This is a genomic window from Geomonas edaphica, from assembly GCF_004917075.1.
In the GTDB taxonomy this organism is placed as follows: domain Bacteria; phylum Desulfobacterota; class Desulfuromonadia; order Geobacterales; family Geobacteraceae; genus Geomonas; species Geomonas edaphica.
The window spans coordinates 1-21,001 of record NZ_SSYB01000006.1; the positions used below are offsets into that span (position 1 = coordinate 1).

The 21,001-nt window shown below is 60.3% G+C and carries 18 protein-coding genes and 1 rRNA gene; 12 read left to right on the forward strand and 7 right to left on the reverse strand.

Going from position 1 to position 21,001, the window contains the following annotated elements; genetic code table 11:
* Positions 1-83: ribosomal RNA gene (gene rrf, locus E8K79_RS18505) — 5S ribosomal RNA — on the forward strand; the annotation flags it as partial.
* An 86-nt stretch (positions 84-169) separates the two neighbouring features.
* Here rrf and lon read toward each other — a convergent pair.
* Positions 170-2,575: an endopeptidase La gene (gene lon / locus E8K79_RS18510; protein WP_136516032.1), complete on the reverse strand. Its 2,406-nt coding sequence runs from the start codon at positions 2,573-2,575 to the stop codon at positions 170-172.
* A gap of 200 nt (positions 2,576-2,775) precedes the next feature.
* On the opposite strand from lon, the gene E8K79_RS18515 reads away from it, so the two are divergent.
* Together E8K79_RS18515 and E8K79_RS18520 are read left to right on the forward strand one after the other, a co-directional pair.
* Complete coding sequence (locus E8K79_RS18515; RefSeq protein ID WP_136516033.1) at positions 2,776-3,456, forward strand: type 1 glutamine amidotransferase domain-containing protein; 681 nt, start codon at positions 2,776-2,778, stop codon at positions 3,454-3,456.
* 65 nt (positions 3,457-3,521) lie between these two features.
* Positions 3,522-4,421 carry a pirin family protein gene (locus E8K79_RS18520; RefSeq protein WP_136516034.1) on the forward strand — a complete coding sequence of 300 codons (900 nt, stop codon included), beginning with the start codon at positions 3,522-3,524 and terminating at the stop codon, positions 4,419-4,421.
* A gap of 70 nt (positions 4,422-4,491) precedes the next feature.
* Here E8K79_RS18520 and E8K79_RS18525 read toward each other — a convergent pair whose 3' ends face one another.
* Both E8K79_RS18525 and E8K79_RS18530 read right to left on the reverse strand, forming a co-directional pair.
* Positions 4,492-5,181, reverse strand: a complete 690-nt coding sequence (locus tag E8K79_RS18525) for an OmpA family protein (RefSeq protein ID WP_136516035.1) — start codon at positions 5,179-5,181, stop codon at positions 4,492-4,494.
* 50 nt (positions 5,182-5,231) lie between these two features.
* A complete protein-coding gene (locus tag E8K79_RS18530) occupies positions 5,232-6,140 on the reverse strand; it encodes an alpha/beta fold hydrolase (protein ID WP_136516036.1) in 909 nt (302 codons plus the stop codon).
* 567 nt (positions 6,141-6,707) lie between these two features.
* Between E8K79_RS18530 and E8K79_RS18535 the strand changes: the two genes are divergently transcribed.
* The 5 genes from E8K79_RS18535 (at position 6,708) to E8K79_RS18555 (ending at position 12,041) form a co-directional block, all read left to right on the forward strand.
* Positions 6,708-8,123: a B12-binding domain-containing radical SAM protein gene (locus tag E8K79_RS18535; protein WP_136516037.1), complete on the forward strand. Its 1,416-nt coding sequence runs from the start codon at positions 6,708-6,710 to the stop codon at positions 8,121-8,123.
* A 111-nt stretch (positions 8,124-8,234) separates the two neighbouring features.
* The gene (locus tag E8K79_RS18540; RefSeq protein WP_136516039.1) at positions 8,235-8,999 is read left to right on the forward strand and encodes a hypothetical protein; all 765 of its coding nucleotides are present in this window, start codon (positions 8,235-8,237) and stop codon (positions 8,997-8,999) included.
* 20 nt (positions 9,000-9,019) lie between these two features.
* Positions 9,020-9,727 carry a methyltransferase domain-containing protein gene (locus E8K79_RS18545; protein ID WP_136516040.1) on the forward strand — a complete coding sequence of 236 codons (708 nt, stop codon included), beginning with the start codon at positions 9,020-9,022 and terminating at the stop codon, positions 9,725-9,727.
* Entirely contained in the window at positions 9,724-10,953 is a 1,230-nt protein-coding gene (locus tag E8K79_RS18550) for a U32 family peptidase (protein WP_136516041.1), read from the forward strand. The genes E8K79_RS18545 and E8K79_RS18550 overlap by 4 nt, the downstream gene beginning before the upstream one ends.
* Positions 10,953-12,041: a type III polyketide synthase gene (locus E8K79_RS18555; protein WP_136516042.1), complete on the forward strand. Its 1,089-nt coding sequence runs from the start codon at positions 10,953-10,955 to the stop codon at positions 12,039-12,041. Before E8K79_RS18550 ends, E8K79_RS18555 begins: the two co-directional genes overlap by 1 nt.
* Before the next feature lie 16 nt (positions 12,042-12,057).
* On the opposite strand, the gene E8K79_RS18560 is transcribed toward E8K79_RS18555, so the two are convergent.
* Complete coding sequence (locus E8K79_RS18560; protein ID WP_136516043.1) at positions 12,058-13,470, reverse strand: B12-binding domain-containing radical SAM protein; 1,413 nt, start codon at positions 13,468-13,470, stop codon at positions 12,058-12,060.
* A 164-nt stretch (positions 13,471-13,634) separates the two neighbouring features.
* Between E8K79_RS18560 and E8K79_RS21355 the strand changes: the two genes are divergently transcribed.
* From E8K79_RS21355 to E8K79_RS18570, 3 genes are all read left to right on the forward strand, one after another.
* Entirely contained in the window at positions 13,635-13,784 is a 150-nt protein-coding gene (locus E8K79_RS21355; protein WP_198419476.1) for a hypothetical protein, read from the forward strand.
* A 164-nt stretch (positions 13,785-13,948) separates the two neighbouring features.
* Positions 13,949-16,549: a polyphosphate kinase 1 gene (gene ppk1 / locus E8K79_RS18565; RefSeq protein ID WP_246043882.1), complete on the forward strand. Its 2,601-nt coding sequence runs from the start codon at positions 13,949-13,951 to the stop codon at positions 16,547-16,549.
* Positions 16,550-16,661: 112 nt separating this feature from the next.
* Positions 16,662-16,937 carry a hypothetical protein gene (locus E8K79_RS18570; RefSeq protein WP_136516044.1) on the forward strand — a complete coding sequence of 92 codons (276 nt, stop codon included), beginning with the start codon at positions 16,662-16,664 and terminating at the stop codon, positions 16,935-16,937.
* Positions 16,938-17,167: 230 nt separating this feature from the next.
* On the opposite strand, the gene hcp is transcribed toward E8K79_RS18570, so the two are convergent.
* Entirely contained in the window at positions 17,168-18,802 is a 1,635-nt protein-coding gene (gene hcp, locus E8K79_RS18575; RefSeq protein ID WP_281276110.1) for a hydroxylamine reductase, read from the reverse strand.
* Between the two features lie 238 nt (positions 18,803-19,040).
* Between hcp and E8K79_RS18580 the strand changes: the two genes are divergently transcribed.
* Complete coding sequence (locus tag E8K79_RS18580) at positions 19,041-19,217, forward strand: hypothetical protein (protein ID WP_162604718.1); 177 nt, start codon at positions 19,041-19,043, stop codon at positions 19,215-19,217.
* A gap of 43 nt (positions 19,218-19,260) precedes the next feature.
* Here the strand turns inward: E8K79_RS18580 and E8K79_RS18585 are convergent, their stop codons facing one another.
* Positions 19,261-19,533: a hypothetical protein gene (locus E8K79_RS18585; protein ID WP_136516047.1), complete on the reverse strand. Its 273-nt coding sequence runs from the start codon at positions 19,531-19,533 to the stop codon at positions 19,261-19,263.
* 60 nt (positions 19,534-19,593) lie between these two features.
* Positions 19,594-20,823, reverse strand: a complete 1,230-nt coding sequence (locus E8K79_RS18590) for an MFS transporter (RefSeq protein WP_136516048.1) — start codon at positions 20,821-20,823, stop codon at positions 19,594-19,596.
* Positions 20,824-21,001 lie beyond the last annotated feature (178 nt).

Consider the following 21,001-nt stretch of genomic DNA (forward strand, 5'->3'; position numbering starts at 1 on the left):
CCATCCCGAACACGGAAGTTAAGCCTCTCTGGGCCGATGGTACTGCATTGGTAACGATGTGGGAGAGTAGGTCGCCGCAGGGAATTTAATAGAGAAGCCCCACTGGATATCCGGTGGGGCTTTTCGCTTTTCTGCCCTCTACCAACCTGTCATGCAAATCACAAACTTCTTAAACCTTCCCGAACGCAACTTTGGCGACGTCTTTATACTCTTTGGCGAAATGAACCTCCAGCCCCTCTTTAAGGTAATCCGGTAATTCGTCAAAATCCCTCTTGTTCGCCTCGGGGAAGATCAGCACTTTCAGTCCGGCTCGACGTGCTGCGATGGTCTTTTCCTTCAGTCCGCCGATTGGTAAAACCCGCCCCGTCAGAGTCAATTCTCCGGTCATCCCCAGTTTCTTCCGTACGGGCTTTCCTTTAATCATCGAAATGAGCGCCGTTGCCATGGTCACACCAGCCGACGGGCCGTCTTTCGGAGTAGCGCCGGCCGGGACATGCAGGTGCACGAAGTGGTTGTCGAAGTAGTCCGCCGGTGCCCCGTAAGACTTCAAATGCGCCATCACAAAGGAATAGGCAATCTCGGAACTCTCTATCATCACGTTACCAAGTTGCCCTGTCTGTCTGAACCCCTTGCCCTTGCTCGCCATGGCGGTGGCTTCGATGGGGAGAGTCGCTCCCCCCATGCTGGTCCAGGCCAGACCGGTCACCACACCGGGGACCCCTTCGAAGATCTCCTCAGTAGTGAATACCGGCTGCCCCAAGTAATCATGCAGGTCCTTTTGGGTGACCACTATGGCTTCGGTCCGTCCGGAGGCGAACTCCATTGCCGCCTTGCGCATAAGTTTCTTGATACGGTTTTCAAGGGTCCTGACTCCGGCTTCCCTTGCCCATCCGTCGACTATCGCGGCCAGGGCATCCTTCCTGATGGTAACCTGTCCGTGTTTCAGCCCGTGGTTCTTCATCGCCTTGGGTATCAGGTAGCGCTTCGCGATCTCCATTTTCTCCTCAAGGACATAGCCGGAAAGGCGGATCACCTCCATCCTGTCGAGTAACGGCGCGGGAATCGTGTCCAGCTGGTTCGCCGTGGCAATAAACAGGACATTGGAAAGATCGAACGGCACGTCGAGATAATGGTCGCGGAAAGTCCCGTTCTGCTCCGGGTCCAGTACTTCGAGGAGCGCCGAGGCCGGATCGCCCTGGAACGAGGCGCCGATCTTATCGATCTCGTCCAGCATCAGCACGGGGTTTGCGGTCCCCGCATTCTTCATGGCCTGCAGGAATTTCCCGGGCATTGCGCCGATGTAGGTTCGGCGATGGCCCTTGATCTCGGCCTCGTCCCGCATGCCGCCCAGTGAGAAACGGAAAAACGAACGACCGAGGGCGTCCGCGATGCTCTTCCCGATGGAAGTCTTGCCGACGCCCGGGGGACCGACGAGGCAGAGGATCGAACCGGAGATGTCACCCTTCATCTTGCCCACCGCGATGAACTCAGTGATGCGGTCCTTCACGTCATTCAGCCCGTGATGGTCGCGATCCAGCGCCTTGCGCGCCTTCTCGACGTTGTACGAGTCCTTGCTGTATTTGCCCCACGGCAGAATGGTGAGCCAGTCGAGGTAGTTCCGGGTCACGTGGTACTCCGGCGAGGACGGCTCCAACAGCCTGAACTTGTCGAGCTCGTCGGCGACTGCGCGCTGCGCCTCGTCGTTCAGTTTCAGCTCCTTCAGGCGCTGCTCGAATTTCTCGATCTCGGACGTCTTTCCCTCTTTCTCCAGTCCCAGTTCCTTCTTGATCGCCTTCAACTGTTCCCGCAGGAAAAACTCGCGCTGCTGACGACTGATCTTCTCTTCGATCTGCTTGGTGATCTTTTTCTGCAGCCGGGAGACCTCGAGCTCCTTCTTGAGCAGGGTGAGGACCAGGTCGAGCCTTTTCCTTACATCGAAGGATTCAAGGACCAGTTGCAGTTCCTGCCCGTCGGCAGAAGTGAGGCTCGCGGCGAAGTCAGCCAGCTTGCTCGGATCGTCAAGGCTTGAGCGTCCGAGGAACATCTTGATCTCCTCGGAGTAGAGCGGGTTGATCTGTACCAGTTCCTTCAGCGTGCTCACCACCGCGATGGAATATGCCTTCAGTTCCGGGTTGACGGAAAGCTCGGTGCCGTACTGGTAACTGACCGTGGCATAGGTGGCCCCATCGCTTTGGTGCAGTTCGACGATCCTGAAACGCTCAAGGGTGTTGAGCAGGAACTGGGCGTTGTCGTCCCCAAGGTGGATCATCTTGACGATCTTCCCCACAACCCCGACGGCATGGAGGTTATCGGGACCGTCCGGCTTATCCGGGTCCTTGACGAGCACGAGCCCGATCGCCTGGGCCTGGGATTCCATGGCGTGTTTGATGGCGCGTATCTGGTTTGGATCATCAAGCGCCATGGGAATCAGCATGTTCGGAAACGCAGGGCGCGGCCGTATCGGAATTATGGGGACACCAAGCGGCAGGACCTCTGAAGCCAGAACGAGACTGCCTGGCTGCGAAGGCTTGCCGTTTATTTCAGCTTCTACAACTTCGATATCCTTTTCGCTCATGATGAGACTCCTGGCGTAGTTTTAATAAAACGTAAGCACGGAACCCGGCGGTGTCAACCTCACCGACAGCAGACGATCCGTGCGAAGGCGCGAAACATCTGCCTGTAGGTTGATATATCCCGGGGATGTTGTAAGACTTAGCAGTGCTCAACCAAATCCCAACACGCTCTCGAAGGCTGCAACGCGCAAAGGAGTCAGTGATGAAAATTCTGATGGTAGTGACCTCGCATGACAAGTTAGGCGACACCGGCGAGAAGACAGGTTTCTGGCTGGAAGAGCTTGCCGCGCCCTATTACGTCTTTCACGATGCAGGGGTAACGGTGACCATAGCCTCTCCAAGGGGAGGAATGCCCCCGGTGGATCCGAAAAGCAATCTGCCGGAAAACGAGACCGAGTCGACGATGCGCTTTAAGGACGACCAAGCGGCGCAGGACGACCTCGCTCATTCCAGGAGGCTGCGCGAGGTGTCGGTGAACGACTTCGATGCGATCTTCTATCCCGGGGGACACGGACCGTTGTGGGACCTGGCGGTCGATACGGATTCCATAGCGCTCATCGAGGCATTTGTACGGGCCGACAAACCGGTGGGCGCCGTTTGCCACGCCCCGGCGGTGCTGGCGGACGTGAAGGTAACGGCTGGCGATTTCCTTGTGAAAGGAAAGCATGTTACCGGCTTCACCAACGCAGAAGAAGAGGCGGTGGGGCTGACCGATGTGGTGCCGTTCCTGCTGGAGGACCGGCTCAAGCAGCGTGGTGCTACCTTCCGGAGCGGGGGAGATTGGGCTTCCCACGTTGAAGTGGACGGCAAGCTCGTCACCGGCCAGAACCCGGCGTCATCTGCACCTGCCGCCGAAGCGTTACTGAAGCTGTTGAAGCCGTAACCTGTCCCGAGCCGTGCCGGCACACCGGACAGCGGACCGCGGAGCCCATCACGAAAGGAGCTACTATGGAGACCTTGCGCAAGATACGGAAGATCTGGAAGAGTGAGCCGACCATCGAGGGGGCGGGCGTGCATCTGAAGCGCGCCTTCGGGTACCACGAGGCGCCGCTTTTGGACCCGTTCCTGCTCTTCGACGACTTCCATTCCAACCACCCGCCGCATTACTTGAAGGGGTTTCCATGGCACCCGCACCGCGGCATCGAGACGATAACCTACGTGCTCCACGGGAAAGTGGAACATGGTGACAGCATGGGAAACAAAGGGGTGATCGATTCCGGCGACCTGCAGTGGATGACTGCCGGCAGCGGCATCATCCATCAGGAAATGCCGCTAGGCGACGGTGAGGGGCTCATGTGGGGATTTCAGCTTTGGGCGAACCTCCCTGCCTCCCACAAGATGATGGCGCCGCGTTATCGCGGCATCGTCGCCTCGGAGATACCCGAGGTCACTATGAACGGTATCAAGGTGAAGGTGATCGCCGGGACGGCGGGGGGCGTGCAGGGACCGGTACGGGACGTGGTGGTCGATCCCGAATACCTCGACGTGACCATCCCCGAGGGGAGTAGCTTCACCCACCCCATAAAGCGCGGCTACACGGCACTTGCCTACATCATCGACGGTGAAGGGTACTTCGATCACGAGCGCAACGCCTTCGGGCACGAGGTAGTCGGTAATAAATACTTCGACCTCGATCGGCAGTGTGAGTGCGGTCCGGAGAACCTCATCCTTTTCGAGGACGGCGACGTGGTATCGGTAACCACACAGGGGAAACCGGTGCGCTTCCTATTGATCTCGGGAAAACCGATCGGGGAACCTGTGGCGTGGTACGGCCCCATCGTCATGAATACGCAGGAAGAGTTGGAGCAGGCCTTCGAGGAGTACCGCAACGGCACCTTCGTGAAGTAGGCGGGGAGTTGAGGTAGTTGAAATAACAACGGGACGCCGAGGCCGGCGTCCCGTTGTTGTTTGCGGGGAGCTAGTTGCTGCCGCTTCCCTCCTGTGCCTTGAGCTTCTCGGTGGGAGTGAGCTCGATCTGCACGCGGCGGTTCAAGGCGCGGTTGGCCTCGGTATCGTTGGCCACGGCAGGACGGGTGGAGCCGTACCCTACGGCAGTCATCTTGGATGCGGGTACTCCCTGGGAAATCAGGAAGTCGCGCACCCGTCCGGCGCGCCGCTCGCTGAGCGGTTGGTTGATGGCGTCGGAGCCGGTGGAATCCGTGTGCCCCTCGATGACGATGGTGGTCTGGGAATCCTTAAGCGTCGGTGCCGCCTTGCCGAGTGCATCCTTCGCTTCCTGCTTCAAGACGTCTTTATTCACGTCGAAGAGGACACCCGACGGAAGGGCCACGTAGACCTTGTCGCCGTCGCGCACTACTTCAGCCTGGGGCATGCTCTTTTTGAGCGCGGCCGCCTGCCGGTCCATGTAATTACCTACGCCACCGCCTACGACCGCACCGGTCAACCCGCCAATGGCCGCGTTGCGTCCACGGTGGGATTTGCCGCCGATGAGTGCGCCGGCGCCGGCGCCCAGGACCGCACCGCCCAAAGCTCCAAGACCGGTTCTCTTGTACTCGTAGCTTCCGTCAGGATTGGTCGCGCAGCCGGTTACTAACAGGGCGGCTGCTGTCATTCCAACGATCATTCTGGCTATCCAACGTGCTTTCATACTCCATCTCCTTGTTGATTAAAATATGATGGAACTCGCCAAACATAGCACTACAGTTGTTTGGAATCAATGTGCCTTTGGCTTTGCGACGTATTTTCTTTCTCGGCCTCGGTGATGAAACTGTCAATGATCTCATAAGTTTCAGCAGGTTTCTCCTCCTGAGGGTTATGTCCGCATTCCTCGAGCACACGTAGTTTTGCCCCTGGAATGGCAGCTTGAAGACGACTCCCCTGTGACAGTGGCACGATCTCGTCGTGCCTTCCCCAGAGAAGCAATACCGGCAGGCGCAGGTCCTGGTAACGGGAGGCGATCTCTTCCTGGTTGACCGGCACCAGGCTGCGGCAGGTCGCGACGAGGGCCCGCTTGGCGGCTTTGTTGCGGTAGCAGGGGGCGTACCGGGCGATGTGTTCCCGGTCGATGAGGCTGTGGTCGTGGTAGGCCATCTTCAGCCCAACTTTCACCCATACGTCCGGTGCATACAGGGCAACGAAGAGAGCGGCGGCGTAACGGTTATTAAAAATCTCTGCCATAAGCGGCAAACGCTGTAAGTAACCGGGGCCGGCCATGATGATCATGGATGCCAAAAGATCGCGCTCATCCCGGAGCATCGCCTCTACCGCGGTCAGCAACACCACTGCTCCGCCAAGGGAGTGGCCTGCGACGATGACCTGGGCTAGCTCTTCCTGTTCCAGAAAGCCGATGAGGCGGACCGCGTGGCCGCGGATGGAGTAGTCTCCCCCGTTCGGTTTCGAAGATTCCCCTGATCCAAGCAGGTCGAGAAGGTGGACGCTGTAGCGGTCGGCGGGGAAGAGCGACACGAGATCACTCCATGTCTCGGATCTTGCCGCCAGGCCGTGCACCAGGACGACGTTGGTTGGCCCCGTCCCGTAGGTACGGTAGGCGAGAGTCTCGGTTTCCGACAGGCGGCAGAATAGAAGGGGGAGGGTGGCGATGTTCATGTCGGGTAGTTTAACAGAATACCGACGGAACGCTGGGGTGGAAGGCGGCGAAAAGTGAAGTCTCTGTTACTCTTGTGGATGGGTAATCAGTAATTGGACATATTCAGTACTTGGCCAAGCAACGGACCTTCTGTATCGGCCACAGGTGACCGTAGGCAACAGCAGGGTCCGACAACAGCAGGGTCCGGCAACAGCAGGGTCTGCCAACAGAAAAGGCCCGATGTATAGCCATCGAGCCTTATGTGGAAAAATAACTGGCGTCCAGTGAACCTGCTCAATCCGTAGGAGTGGTTTTTGTGCTTCTGGGAGAAACTTCGGTAGCCACCCTTATCTGGTCTTTTTATGCCATAACGGACGAGATATCTAAGCCTTTCGGCCTGGTCTCCTGAACGTCAGTTACCAACCCCGGATGTCGCTTCATGCACCTGGAGTTGTTTTATGTCGGTTTGTGAAGTTTTTTGTCTTTTGCTCCCTCCATAAGAAACATTTTACTCCTGCCACATTGTCGGATCAACACTTTTTGTGCCGGGCTATGAAGTGCAAGATACTGTTTTTCAGGAGGAAGATGTGCCGTCCCGCATACTCGTTATCAGCACGAACCGTGAACGCGCGCCGCAGCCGACGGTTCCTCTCGGCGCCGCCTGGGTGGCCGAGTCGCTGCTGCAGGCCGGCTTCCAGGTCGGCCTGCTCGACCTCTGCTTCGCGCGGGATGCACTGCTTGCGACGCAGAACGCCATCGCCGCGTTCGCTCCTGACGGCATCGCCATTTCTGTTAGAAATCTCGACAACTGCAACTTCCTCGCCCCCAAATCCTATCTTCCCGAGGTGCGGCTACTGGTGGATTTCATCAAGTCACGCAGCGACGCCAGAATCCTGGTGGGAGGCTCCGGCGTGAGCATCATGCCGCAGCAGGTCCTCGACTTTCTCGAGTTGGACCATGCCGTCGTTGGGGAGGGGGAGCACGCCGCCCCGCTTTTTTTTCGCGCTGAAGGAGCCGAGCATGCCGGACGCGTGGCAGGTGTGGTCCGCCGTAGCAAAGCGGGTGTGGTGGAAGCGGGCGGTGAGGCGGCAAGCGCCGGTCCCTTCATCACGCCGCGTCTGCACCGCTGGGTGGAGACACGGCGTTACCTCGCGCTGGAGCCGGTATTGCCCATCCAGGGAAAGAGGGGATGCGCCCATCGATGCCTATACTGCACCTACCGCAGCATCGAGGGGGATTCGTGGCGGGTCAGGGAGCCGGGAGCGGTGGTCGACGAGATCCTGTCGGCCATGCGTAATACCCGGGCTCGCGAGTTCGAGTTCGTGGACAGCATCTTCAACGAGCCGGAGGGGTATCTGGAAACGCTGCTCGAGGAGATTTTGAGGCGCGGGATCAAGGCCCGCTTCAGCGTCTCGTCCCTTTCCCCGAAGGGACTCACCAGGAATCAACTTCAGCTGATGGCCCGCGCGGGAGTGGCTTCCGCGGTTATCACCCCCGAGAGTGCAGCCGGCGCCACCTTGGCTGCGCTTGGCAAGGGATTCGATGAGGGTGAGGTGCACCGCGCCGCGGAACTTGTTTCAAGCTCGCGCCTGCGCGCCTTGTGGTGTTTTCTCCTGGGTGGTCCCTCCGAAGACGAGATGACCCTGGGGAAGACGGTGGCCTTTCTGAACCGCTACCTGAGCGACAAAGATCACGCCTTCCTGACCACCGGGATACGTATCTACCCGGGCACCGGTTTGCATGATGTGGCCTTGCGGGATGGGCTGGTTGAGACCGGAGACGATCTGCTCATGCCGGCTTTCTATTTTTCGCCGCAGCTTACCCCGCAGCAGGCCCGGACGCTTTTGGACCGGGGAATAAGTGCGCCGTCGCGCTGCATCAATCTGCTTGATACACAAGCTCCGGTAATTGGGGCTTTGCGCCGGATAGGAACTGCCGTGGGGTTGCCGACGCCGTACTGGCGCTATACCCGTTTCACCAAGGGGATGAGCCGCAAACGCTGACAGAGGTGTACGTCACTCCTGCACGTTGACAATAATATGTTAGAATCGCCAAATGCTTTGTCACTCAATTCCCTTCAGCACCAAGGAGAGACAGTGTCTGCGTACAGTCGAATGAGTAGCAAGCTGCTGTTGGTGCTTTTGCTGCTGTTGCCTTTGCCGGTGCATGGCGCACCGGTGACGGTAAGGTTCACCGAAGGAATGGTGCGCGGCTTTCTCGTACTCAAGGACGAAGCCGGCAATCGGATCGCTTCCGGTGATTTTATGCAGCTACCCAAGGAAGGCGGGATCAAGACCCGCATCATACTATATTTCAAGGACGGTTCTCTCCACGACGAGACGGTGATCTTCTCGCAGCAGCGCCACTTCCTCTTGAAGAGCTACCGGCTCATCCAGAAAGGGAAGTCTTTTGACGAGGACCTTGATGTGTCCCTGGAACGGAGCCCCGGCACCTACCGGGTGCGCGTGAAAGGAAAGGACGGCCGCGAGAAAGTCATGCAGGGGGAGCTTGAACTTCCGCCCGATGTCTACAACGGCATGGTGCCGACGGTGATGAAGAACCTCGTCAAGGGGAACAGCGAGACCATCCACATGGTGGCCTTCACCCCGACACCGAGGGTCGTCGAGCTTGATATGTCCCCTTCCGGCGAGAACAAGATACTGATCGGGGACGTCGAGAAGACGGCAAACCACTACGTGCTCAAACCGAAGCTCGGACTGCTGAGGCTTCCCGCCGCGCTCCTCGGCAAGAGCCCGCCGGACAACCACATCTGGACCGTCATGGACGAGGTGCCCGCCTTCGTTAAATTCGTAGGCCCTCTCGCCACGGGTGGCCCCATCTGGCGTATCGAGCTGACCAGCCCCAGTTGGCCCAAATAGAAAAGGGAAAGAATCAGCCTATGCCGTTTATCCCCCGCAGGAGGACAAAACTGGAATTTCTCGATCTCCCGTCGGACGTCTGCAGTGTCGACGAACTCGAAGGGAGCCTCGCCGACATCCGCACGGTGAACCGTTATCTGGGCGACCGCTGGGCGCTTTTGAAACACCTGTCGGCTCGGGCGAGGGGGCTCGCGCGGATAACGGTGCTTGACGTGGCCACCGGTTCCGCCGACCTCCCGGTTACCCTGGTTGAGTGGGCGCGTAAAAAAGGGATCGATATCAGCGTCACTGCAGTCGACATCAACAGCCGCACCATAGACATCGCGCGCCGGTGCACCCTGCAATACCCCGAGATCGAGCTGATGGTCGCCGATGCCCTGGAACTTCCGTTCGGGGATGGGAGCTTCGATTTCGTGCTCTGCAGCAAGACCTTGCACCACATGAAGGAGCCGGAAGGGGTTGCTGCGCTGCGGGAAATAATGCGGGTGGCGCGTAGGGGATACCTCGTCATGGACCTGCAAAGGAGCTGGGTCGCCTACCTCCTCATCTACGCGCTCACGAGAATTTTCACCAGAAACCGCATGACCCGATACGACGGCCCGCTCTCCGTGCTGAAGGCGTTCACCGTCGAGGACCTCACTCTGTGGGCGCAGCAGGCGGGGGCCCCTTCCTTCAGGATCCACCGCGAGCCGTTCTGGCTGCTCGTTCTCTCCGGGGATAAATCATGAAGTTCTCCGTCGCCACCAATTTCGAGCCCGACCTGCTGTCCGCTCTCGAAGGGTTTCCGGTCGCGGAGCTTTTCGGCAAGCTCCCTAGTGACAGCATCGGCGGGGGGCGCGCCTCTTTCATGCTGGCGCCCCTTGGTAGGGACCGGTTCCGCGCCCACGTCGCAGATGCGGCGCGCAGGGGGATCGGGTTCAACTACCTGCTGAACCCCGCCTGCCTGGACAACCGCGAGTACACCCGGAAGGGACAGCGGGACCTGGAGCGGCTGCTCGAGTTTGTCGAGGAGTGCGGCGTTACCTCGGTCACGGTCTCGCTTCCTTTCCTGCTTCCCATCATCAAGAAGCGGCACCCGCGTCTCAAGGTGCGGGTGGGCGTCTACGCGCGGGTGGACTGCGTGGCGAAGGCCAGGTTCTGGGAGGACCTGGGGGCGGACTGCATCACGCTGGAATCGATAACGGTGAACCGGGACTTCGCCATGCTACAGGCGATCCGCGAGACGGTGCGCATCGAGCTGCAGCTCATCGCCAACTCAAACTGCCTTATCTTCTGCCCCTGGTCGGGACAGCACATGGTGAACCTGTCGCACGCCTCCCATAAGGGGCACGAAAGCCGCGGCTTCATGATTGATTACTGCGCCCTGCGCTGCTCCGCGGCAAAGCTCGCCGACCCGACGCATTACCTGCGCTCCGAGTTCATCAGGCCCGAGGACCTCGGTGCCTACACCGGCCTTGGCTACCATTCCTTCAAGATCCTGGAGCGGGGTGCGCCGACGCAGGTGTTGGCGCGCCGGGTGAAGGCCTACGCCGAAGGGCGCTTCGAAGGGAACCTGCTCGACTTGATCCAGCCCTATGGTTACCGGGGGGGCGGGGGGAGCGGGGGGCTTTCCGGACTTTTGAGGTTCGTGAGGTTCTTCCTCCGTCCGGCAACGGTGAGCCCCACCGGGCTCATGCGCCTGAAGCGTCTGGCCGAGAAGCGTGGCCTGCTGGCGGGACTGGACTGGGACCCGGTTTACATCGACAACCGGCTTCTGGACGGCTTTCTGGACGGCCTGAAGGATATCGAATGCCGGGGGTGTGATTGCTCCCGGTGCGGCTACTGCGCCGGCTGGGCGGACAAGGCGGTCCGAGTCGACGCGAAGTACCGCGAAGAGATGCTGCAGAATTACCAGGAAGCTTTCCATGACATGCATTCCGGGGCCCTCTGGGGGGTGACCGATGGGAGGGGATGATGATCGATGCACGTTTCACCAAGGGGGAGCCTGCCTCGCCCGGGGCGGTCTATGTCGCCTCGGTGGCGCTGGCCGTACCGGAGTTCAGCGCAACACAAAGTTACGCGGCGGAACTCGTCCGGCAACGCTTCAAAGAAACCCTTACGCCGAGGAGCCTCGGGCTGATCCGGGCTACCTTCGAGCACCCGGCCATAGAGAAGCGTCACTTCGCCGTCGACGCGCCAGCGCGGATCTTCGACGAGACCGTGGACGAACGTGTGGCCCGCTTCACGGAAGAGTCGGTGGAGCTTGCGGGGCGGGCGGTGCTCTCCGCACTGGAAAAAGTCGGGGTTTCGCCCTGGCAGGTGAGCGGCTTGGTGCTCAACACCTGTACCGGCTACATCTGTCCCGGCATCTCCACCTACGTTGCCCAGCGCCTCGGTATGCGACCGAGTACGCGGCTTTACGACCTCGTCGGTAGCGGCTGCGGCGGCGCGATCCCGAACCTGCAGGTGGCCGAGTCGATGCTGAGAACGATCGGCGGCGTTGTGGTGAGCGTCTCGGTGGAGATCTGCAGCGCTGCCTTCCAAATGGGAAACGACCTGAGCCTCATCCTTTCCAATGCGCTCTTTGGTGATGGCGCGGCGGCAGCAGTTTTGTGGCAGAAACCGGTAGGGTTCGAGTTGACGGCGTCGGCGGGGCGCTACGTGCCCGAGGAGCGCGAGGCGATCCGCTTCATCCACAAGGGGGGGCAGTTGCACAACCAGTTGTCGACCGACCTCCCCGGTCTGGTGGCAAGGGCCGCGGCAGAGGTGGTCGACGACCTTTTGGACTCGGCCTCGCTGGAAAAGGAAGACATCGGGGCGTGGGCCCTGCACACCGGCGGCGAAAAGATTATCAACGCGGTGCGGGACCAGGTGGGGATACCGGAAGAGCTCCTTTGGGCGACACGGCGGGTTCTGTCCCAGTACGGCAACATGTCTTCGCCCACCGTCTGGTTCGTACTCGAGGAGATGATGCAGAAGGGGATCCCTGCCGGCACGTGGTGCGTCCTGCTCGCCTACGGCGCGGGGCTATCGGCCCATGCCTACCTGCTTCGCAAGACGTGAAGGTGATAAATGGTTTTCAAAACCTGTGGCGGGAGCGGAACTGGTCGCCGGTGAAATAGCCGCGCACGAGGTCGAGGTTGTTGAGCAGCACCTTCCAGGCCCCCTTCTCGCGCTTCTTCACGAAGCGGTTCCCCACGAACATCGAGGGGCTGAAGAACGCCTTCAGGTTCTCCCAGTTCATCAGCCTGTTCAACTGGGCCGTGCTGAGCTGCCTCGTCTTCACGTTGCACATGAAGCCGGTGTACCTGCTCAGTCGGTCGGAATTCGTGACGAGCCCCGCCTGCAGCAACTCCTCCCTGATTCTGGTGCCGGGGTAGGGGGTGACGCACTGCACGTAGGGGAGATCCACCCCCAGCCGGCGCGAGGCGCGGAACACTTCCCTTATCTCCTCTTTCCCGTCGTCGGGATTGCCGATGATGAAGCCTCCCATCACCCCGATGCCGTGTTCGCGCAACCGGCGCACCGCCTGCCTGGTCTGCTCCCTGATGTCACCCTTTTCAAAAAGAGCGAGGTTCTTTGGCAGCACCGATTCAATGCCGAGGAAGACCATGGCGAAGTTGGCACGGGAAAGCGCAGGTATAAGCGCCGGGTCGGCCACGATGCCGGCGACGGAGGCTTGGACCAGGTACTCCATGTCGTTCAGCCCCTGCTCCGCGATCGCCTCGGCGAGCCGAGTGAAACGGCGGCTGTCCAGGGTGATGTTGTCGTCGACCAAAAGCACCGTCTTCGTGCCACGCCGCTTGAGTTCCCGCAGGTCTTCGAGCACCATCTCGATCGGGCGGCATCGGAAGCTGGAGCCGTACATCCCGGTGATCGAACAGAAGGTGCAGGTCTTGGTGCAGCCGCGCGAGGTCTCAACGCAGTCGAGCCGGCGGTCGAAGTAGGTGAAGCCGTCCAGAACGCGCACGCTGCGGTCCGGCAGTGGCAGGCACTTCAGGTCGAGCAGAGGTCCGGGAGGATTGTGGACGAAGATGCCGTGGCGCGGCCAGGCGAGGCCGGGGACATCGAAAAAGGAGCGCTGGCCGTCGAGCGCTTCCAAAAGGGCGGCAAAGGCATGCTCACCTTCGCCGCGTACCAGGAAGTCAAACGGGGCGTTGCCGGAGGCGAGTTCTTCGCGGGCGAGGGTGGCGTGGTAGCCGCCAAGAACAAGCTTGGCGCGCGGGGTGGCTGCCCGGCAGATGGCGAAGACTTTCAGGGCGCTTTCGTACTGGAAGCTCATGCTGCTGACGCCGATCACGTCGGGAGAGAACTCCGCTAGAAGCCGCCTGAGCCACGACTCGATGTCGCGATGCACGAGGACGAGATCGACGACCTTGACCCGGTGCCCCTTGAGGTGCGCGGCGATGGAACAGAGCCCGAGGTTGGGGACCTTTATGATGCGATGGAAATTGTTGGCGGCATCAGGCATCGCCAGGAGGAGTACGTTCATGATTTCCCTTGTGACTGCGGCAGGTTCGATTGAGCCCCTAGCATTATAGTGGCTGAGACCGCTTGCGCAAACGGAACGCCTGCTGGCAAGGGGGAGGATTGAAGATAAAATGTTCGTCATTAAATCCGGTGCTGCGGTAGAAGCCGCCGCGGCTGGAGGTTCCCATGGACGAACAGGAAAAAAAAGAGGTAGCACCGGTGGTGGTGATTGTAGAGCGGCGCAGGCAAAGTGAGACGGAGTTGAGTCCGGCTGAGGTCATGAAGATATTGAGAAAGAGGGCGGCTCGGGTGCGGAAGAACCCAACTCGTGAGTGAGAGGAGTTGTCATTATCGGCAATGTGAAGGCCTCCGTTTCAGTAACCACAGTGTTAACTGGGCCGGAGGCCTTTCCATTTCTCCTTTACATGATCAGCAGCGGTTGCAATGTGAGATAATAATGCAAGAATATTCCATCCCTACAACCTCCGGAGACCAAGGTCATGGAGACCAAGACTGTCGTACCCTTAAATATTGAGCGGGAAGAGAACATCTTGCAGCTGGTGAATGAGTTGCCGATCCTTCCTGATACTGCAGCAGATCCAGTGCAGGCCCCCCAAGTCCCCACTGTTGACGCAGACAATCCTTTTGCCATCCCCACCTCCGTCCAAAACGATGCTGCCACTCCCGGCACCAGGACCGAGACGATCGCCGTCCTGCCGCAGGCAGGTGTCGACCGCAAGGGGGGAAAGCAGGGGCGGCCGCAAGCCAAATCGAAGGCGGCTAAAGGCGCGAAGGGGGCGAAGACGGCCAAGGGCTCCAAAGTAGCGAAGGATGCGAAGACGGGCAAAGATGAGAAGGCGGCGAAAGTGGCGAAAGCGAAGGGGGAGAAGCCGGTAAAGGCGGCCGCCGGGGTAAAGCCCGCCAAGGCTGGTAAGGCGAAGGTGGCGAAGGCTAAACCGAAGGGGGGACCTAAGCCGAAACAGCCGGTAACGGAAGAGTCACCCTTCGACCTGAGCGAGAGCCGCTGGTACCTGAACCGGGAGCTGACCTGGCTCGAATTCAACCGGCGCGTGCTGCACGAGGCGATGGACGAGCGGACACCGCTTCTGGAGCGTCTGAAGTTCATCGCCATCGTAAGTTCCAACCTCGACGAATTCACCATGAAGAGGATCGGCGGCTTAAAGCAGCAGATCGGGGCCGGGCTGCACGACCTGACCCTGGACGGCCGCTCGCCGCGCCAGCAGGTGCTCGAGTGCAACACGTCGGTGCGCGAGATCGAGACGGTCAAGCGGGAGGCGTTTCGGGTGGTGCGGGAACTCTTGGAGGCTAAGGGGATCGTTATCGAGAGCTACGACACCCTTGCCCCGAAAGATAAGAAGCAGCTTCGCGAGCATTACTACAAGAACATCTATCCCCTCCTGACGCCGCAGTCCATCGACCCGGCTCACCCCTTTCCGTTCATCTCGAACCTTTCGCTGAACCTCCTGGTAACCCTGCGTTATCCCAAGTCCCGCGAGCATTCCCTGGCGCGGGTGAAGGTCCCGGTCGGTCTTGGCACGCCGCGCTTTATCCGCGTCGGCAAGGGGGACCACTTCGTCCCGCTCGAACAGGTGATGATGAACAACCTGGACATGCTCTTTCCCGGCATGCTGATCGTCTCCTGCGAGATCTTCCGCGTCACCCGCAACGCCAACACGGAGAAGGACGAGGAAGAGGCGGACGACCTGATGTCGATGATCGAATCGGAGTTGAAGGAGCGCAAGTTCGCCCCCATCGTGCGCCTGGAAATCGGAGCCGGCATGGAGCCGCTGCACCGCGGCCGGCTGGCGGCAGAGCTGGAACTGGACGAGGAGAACGACGTCTTCGAGGTCCCCGGCATGCTCGCCCTGCGCGATCTCTTCGAGATGTCGCGGCTCGATTACCCGCGCCTGCACGATCCGCCGCATCACCCGGTCGATCACCCGGGGCTACCGGCCGAGCGAAACATCTTCCACACCATCCGCGACCTGGGATCGCTCCTTTTGCAACATCCCTACGTTTCCTTCTCCACTTCGGTGGAGCGCTTCCTGCGCGAGGCGGCCAACGATCCCAAGGTGCGCGCCATCAAGATGACCCTCTATCGCACCTCGATCCAGGGGCGCATCATCGACGCCCTGGTGCAGGCCGCGCAAAACGGCAAGCAGGTGGCGGTGGTGGTGGAGCTGAAGGCGCGTTTCGACGAGGCGACCAACATCCATCTCGCCGAGGTGATGGAGGAGGCGGGGATACACGTCACCTACGGCGTGGTGGGGCTGAAGACCCATTGCAAGGTGATCCTTGTGGTGCGCCAGGATTACACCGGCCTTAAGCGTTACGTACACATCGGCACCGGCAACTACCACACGGAGACCGCCAGGATCTACAGCGATATCGGGCTCATCACCTGCGACGAGGTGATCGCGCAGGACGTCACCGAGCTTTTCAACTACCTGACCACCGGGTTCACCGCGAAGAGGAACTACCAGGCGGTCATGCCTGCGCCGAAGCTCCTTAAAAAGGCGCTCCTCTCGCGCATCGAGCGGGAGATCGAGCTGCACCGGCAAAGCGGCGGCGGGTGGCTGCAGTTCAAGATGAACGCGCTGGAGGACGGCGAGATCGTGAAGGCGCTGTACCAGGCCTCCATGGCCGGGGTGAAGGTCGATCTCTACGTGCGGGACACCTGCCGGCTGCGTCCCGGGGTTCCGGGCCTTTCGGACCACATCCGCGTGGTGAGCATCGTCGGGCGCTTCCTGGAGCATGCGCGCATCTACTACTTCAGAAACGGCGGTGCCGAGGAGTATTTCATATCATCTGCCGACGCCATGAAGCGGAATCTGGAGGCGCGGGTGGAGGTGCTTTGTCCGGTGACTGCGCCGGAGCTGACCGCTGAGCTGCGCGCCATCTTCGATTGCTACGACGCGGACCGCCGCTCGGCGTGGGACATGCGGCCGGACGGAAGCTACCTCCAGCGTCAGCCTGTCGAAGGGGAGAGCGGTGAGGGGACACACCAGATGCTGATCGCACAGGCACAAAAACGGCTGAAGGATGCGCTCAAGCAGAAGAAAAAGCCGCTGCAGAAGTAGCGACTCACTTTACTCGGTGTGAGATGACATGCGACGGGAAAAGCGGTAGTATGTGCGATGTGCCAATACTAATGTTGGGCCCCAAACAGAGAGACAACAGCAGGGGGAACTGATGGAACCGAAGAACAATTGTATCTGCGCCGGCGATCACGAACACCACATCTGCTTTCTACATAGCAAGGGACTGGTCAAAGAGGTCGAGCAACTGACCGATAACCCGACGGTGACTTGTTCCATTTGTCTTGTGAACGCAAATTCGCCCGATAACGTTTGCTCGCCCACCACGCTCGGCGGTGGGTTCAAATACTCAGATATGAAGGGAAGCAAGAAGGTGATCTGCGAGAGTGTGACGGAGGCGATCCCTGAGAAGGAGAAAACGGGGAAGTAGGTTCCCTCCCCTGGATGGGGAGGGTTAGGGAGGGGGAACGCCGACCACGAATTCCCCCCACCCAGCCACCCCCCACCGGGGGGNCCCCCCCCCCCCCCACGCCGACCACGAATTCCCCCCTCCCAGCCTCCCCCCTCCGGGGTGAGGGGCTTGCGTGGACCAGGAAAAGAAAAGGCGGCCCCGGTGATGATACCGGGGTCGCCTTTTTGTTCATGCTGCAGTTTTGTTGATTAGCCGAGGATCTGCTTCAGGTCGCCTTCGGCGGTGCCGATCGGGCCGATGTTGAAGTTCTCGACCAGGAAGTTCAGCACGTTCGGGGTGATGAAGGCCGGCAGGCTCGGTCCCAGCTTGATGTTCTTCACGCCCAGGTGGAGCAGGGTGAGGAGGATGGCAACCGCCTTCTGCTCGTACCAGGAGAGGATGAAGGAGAGCGGGAGGTCGTTGACGCCGCAGTTGAAGGCGCCTGCCAGTGCCACGGCGATCTGGATCGCGGAGTAGGCGTCGTTGCACTGCCCGATGTCCAGAAGGCGCGGGATGCCGCCGATGTCGCCGAAGTCGAGCTTGTTGAAGCGGTACTTGCCGCAGGCCAGGGTCAGGATGACGCAATCGGCCGGGACGTTCTCGGCGAACTCGGTGTAGTAGTTACGGCCGGTCTTGGCACCGTCGCAGCCGCCGATCAGGAAGAAGTGACGGATCTGCCCGCCTTTCACTGCGTCGATGACCTTGTCGGCGACGCCGAGCACCGCGTTGTGCCCGAAGCCGGTGAGGATCTCTTTGCCCGGTTTTTCTTCGAAGCCCGGGAGGGAGAGAGCCTTCTCGATGACCGGGGAGAAGTCCCAGCCGTTGATGTTCTTGACGTCCGGCCACTGGACGAGGCCCCAGGTGAAGAGACGGTCTTTGTAGCTGTCGGCCGGGCGCTGGATGCAGTTGGTGTTGAAGATGATGGCGCCGGGGAAGTCGACGAATTCCTTAGCCTGATCCTGCCATGCACCGCCGAAGTTGCCGGCCAGGTGGGCGTACTTCTTGAGGCCAGGGTAACCGTGGGCCGGGAGCATCTCACCGTGGGTGTAGATGTTGATCCCTTTGCCTTCGGTCTGCTTGAGGAGTTCCTCGAGCATGCGCAGGTCGTGGCCGGAAACGAGGATCGCCTTGCCCGCCTTGGTGCCGAGCTGTACCGGGGTCGGTACCGGGTGGCCGAAGCTGTCGGTGTTGGCCTTGTCGAGGAGCTCCATGGTGACCAGGTTGATGCGGCCGCACTCCATGGCGAGGCCGACGAAGTCCATGAGGCCGAGTTTCGGGTCGAGGGTAGCGGCGAAGGCCTTGTGGGTGAAGGCGTAGATCTCGTCGTTCTCAAGGCCGATCACCAGGGCGTGGTGGGCGTAGGCTGCGTAGCCTTTCATGCCGTAGGTGACAATTTCCTGGACCGATTTCACGTCCGCATCGATGTCGTCGCTCTTGACGCCGTGTTTCGCGCCGAGCTCGACGAGTTCCGCGGTGGTGCCGGCGTGGAAGGCCTTAGCGGCTTCGGGAACGATGCCGGTGTAGGCGCCGCCGTTTGCCTTCTCATAGAGGGCCTGGGCCTGGTTGCGGTAGGACGCGGCGTCGCGGACCAGTTTGGCGATCTCGTCGGCGTCGAAGTCGACGTTGGTTACCGTGGTGAAGAGGCCGTCGATCATGAAGCGGTCGATGGCGGCGTCCTTGGCGCCTTTCTCGCGGGCCAGGTTGGCCCAGAAGGCGATACCTTTCATCGAGTAGACCAGGAGGTCCTGCAGCGCGGCGACATCCGGTTTCTTACCGCAGACACCTACTTTGGAGCAACCGCCATTGGCGGCTTGTTCGCACTGGTAGCAAAACATGTTTTCCATTACTTCCCCCTTTGCGTTGTTTTTGGTTGAGGTTTCAATGCCGAACAGGTTTTTAAAAAAGGCTTTCATCGTCTCTCCTAATAGTGATCTCTTGAGGCGGTCGGTCTCGGCTGCCTTCGGCACCTTTGCCCCGCTCTCGATGATGCGACTTTAACCACTATTACGGGGGGCGACCTTGACCTAAGTCATAAAAACGCGATTCTGGGTTTTGGGATCTTTTTTGTCTTGTGGAGGCTGCTTGGTGGACTTGGTGGACTTGGTGGACTTGGTGGACTTGGTGGACTTGGTGGACTTGGTGGACTTGGTGGACTTGGTGGACGGGATGGACGGCAGCAAAGGGGTGGTGACACGCCGGCCGGGCTGGCTGCTGCTGGCGGTTCGCTGGGCTGGTAGGGGGGGAGCTGGGGTGCGCTGAGGCTCGGAGAGTTGGCGGTGCGGGAGGGGGGGCGGAGGCAGCGTCAGTTGACGACGCTGCCGATCATAGCGCGATAGATGTCGGGACGCAGTACCAGTTGCAAACTGGCGGAGGTGGCGGCTCCAAAGCCTATCGCTTGCTCGCCCCCTATGGAGCTGTTCAGATGATAGATCGGGCGCAAGTTAAAACCCAGCCGCACCAGATCGGCTTCGAAAATGGGACCGTGCTTCACGGCCAACTCGGAAAGACTGTCCCAGGTCGCCCACATGTCTACGGGGATCGCTATCCCTTCTGCTACGCGTATCAGTTCAGGCATGGCTCGCTCCTCGGTCCTTTTGATGAGACCTATCGGCAGGCCGGCCCGGAACTTGAGCGGTCAGCTGCGCATGGCGTCGAGGCTCGCGACGGCGTTACGGGCTGGGCACTCGGCGGCACAACTCGTGAGTAACTTCCAAAGGGCGAGCGCCAGCAATAAAAGGCCCAGGATGAGCAGCACCACGCCACCCCATCCGTGGGATACCCAGAAGACTCCGCCGACGGTGCCGGAGACGCTTGACCCCAGATAGTAGAAGAATAGGTAGAGGGATGCGGCTTGTGCTCGGGCGGTCTTGGCGCGGCTCCCGACCCAGCTGGAGGCGATGGTGTGGGCGCCGAAAAAGCCGCAGGTGAAGATGGCGATGCCGGTGACGATGCTGCCGACGTCGCGGCTCGTGGTGACGGCAGCCCCGAAAACCATGGTGCCGATGGTGAGAAAGAGCATCCTCCCGCGACCGAAACGTTCGACCTGTCCGCCGATCATGGAGGAGCTGAAGGAACCGAGCATGTAGACCAGGAAGATCAGGGAAACCAGCCAGGCGGAAAGGTGGTAGGGTGCGCCGAGAAGCCGGAAGGTGATGTAGTTGTAAAGGGTTACGAAGCTCCCCATGATCAGGAAAGAGATGCCGTACAGGCAGAGCAGTCCCGGATCCTTCAACTGGCGCAGCAGCGAGCTGAACAGGTAGCGCACCGCGAACGGGCGCTTCTTCAGGTTCTCGGATGGGGGAAGGGTCTTGGCGAAGTAAAGGCTCAAGACGAGGCAGACCACGCCGATCACCTCGAGGGCCGCCCTCCAACTGGTCTGCTCGGACATCACGGCGGTGAAGATCCTGCCGGTCATGCCGCCGATGGCGTTGCCGCTTATGTACAGGCCGATCGCCGAGGTGAGCGAGCTGGGGGCGATCTCTTCACTCAGGTAGGCCATGGCCACCGCCGGAAGCCCGGCAAGGGCGATCCCCTGCAGGAACCTGACGACGACCAGCTGTTCTAGGTTCGCCGTCTGGGAGGTGATCAGCGCGAGTACCGAGGTCGTGACAAGCGAGGCGACCATGACGGCCTTGCGTCCCAGCGTCTCGGAGATGGTCCCGGCAAAGAGCATGGAGACGGCGAGGGCGCAGGTGGTCACCGAGAGGGGGAGGCTCGCGAAGGCGGCGCTCACCCCGAATTCACGGGTGAAGACCGGCAACAGCGGCTGCACGTCGTAAAGGGTGATGAAGGTTACGAACCCGGCGCAGAAAAAAGCCCAGTTGATCTGCCGGTATCTCTTGGTGCCGCTTGTTATCGATCCCATTGCTCTCTCCCCGCGTACTGCCTGTGACGGAGTTCACTATAGCGCTTGCCATACCATAAGCAAAATATATAATGCTTATCGTATTAATAACGATTCGATATGATATCCCTCCCCCTGGAGGGGGAAGGTAGGGGAGGGGGCGCGTAGCGTCCTTCTCGGACAAGAAGCTTCCCCCCTC

Excerpts from the sequence above, each read along its gene's own strand:
- E8K79_RS18560 (WP_136516043.1), bottom strand. The coding sequence starts at position 13,470 with ATGAACGTACTCCTCCTGGCGATGCCTGATGCCGCCAACAATTTCCAT.
- E8K79_RS21355 (WP_198419476.1), top strand. The coding sequence starts at position 13,635 with ATGGACGAACAGGAAAAAAAAGAGGTAGCACCGGTGGTGGTGATTGTA.
- E8K79_RS18555 (WP_136516042.1), top strand. The coding sequence starts at position 10,953 with ATGATCGATGCACGTTTCACCAAGGGGGAGCCTGCCTCGCCCGGGGCG.
- E8K79_RS18515 (WP_136516033.1), top strand. The coding sequence starts at position 2,776 with ATGAAAATTCTGATGGTAGTGACCTCGCATGACAAGTTAGGCGACACC.
- E8K79_RS18530 (WP_136516036.1), bottom strand. The coding sequence starts at position 6,140 with ATGAACATCGCCACCCTCCCCCTTCTATTCTGCCGCCTGTCGGAAACC.
- E8K79_RS18590 (WP_136516048.1), bottom strand. The coding sequence starts at position 20,823 with ATGGGATCGATAACAAGCGGCACCAAGAGATACCGGCAGATCAACTGG.
- E8K79_RS18545 (WP_136516040.1), top strand. The coding sequence starts at position 9,020 with ATGCCGTTTATCCCCCGCAGGAGGACAAAACTGGAATTTCTCGATCTC.
- E8K79_RS18520 (WP_136516034.1), top strand. The coding sequence starts at position 3,522 with ATGGAGACCTTGCGCAAGATACGGAAGATCTGGAAGAGTGAGCCGACC.
- hcp (WP_281276110.1), bottom strand. The coding sequence starts at position 18,802 with ATGGAAAACATGTTTTGCTACCAGTGCGAACAAGCCGCCAATGGCGGT.
- E8K79_RS18525 (WP_136516035.1), bottom strand. The coding sequence starts at position 5,181 with ATGAAAGCACGTTGGATAGCCAGAATGATCGTTGGAATGACAGCAGCC.
- E8K79_RS18570 (WP_136516044.1), top strand. The coding sequence starts at position 16,662 with ATGGAACCGAAGAACAATTGTATCTGCGCCGGCGATCACGAACACCAC.
- E8K79_RS18550 (WP_136516041.1), top strand. The coding sequence starts at position 9,724 with ATGAAGTTCTCCGTCGCCACCAATTTCGAGCCCGACCTGCTGTCCGCT.
- E8K79_RS18585 (WP_136516047.1), bottom strand. The coding sequence starts at position 19,533 with ATGCCTGAACTGATACGCGTAGCAGAAGGGATAGCGATCCCCGTAGAC.
- ppk1 (WP_246043882.1), top strand. The coding sequence starts at position 13,949 with ATGGAGACCAAGACTGTCGTACCCTTAAATATTGAGCGGGAAGAGAAC.
- E8K79_RS18540 (WP_136516039.1), top strand. The coding sequence starts at position 8,235 with ATGAGTAGCAAGCTGCTGTTGGTGCTTTTGCTGCTGTTGCCTTTGCCG.
- lon (WP_136516032.1), bottom strand. The coding sequence starts at position 2,575 with ATGAGCGAAAAGGATATCGAAGTTGTAGAAGCTGAAATAAACGGCAAG.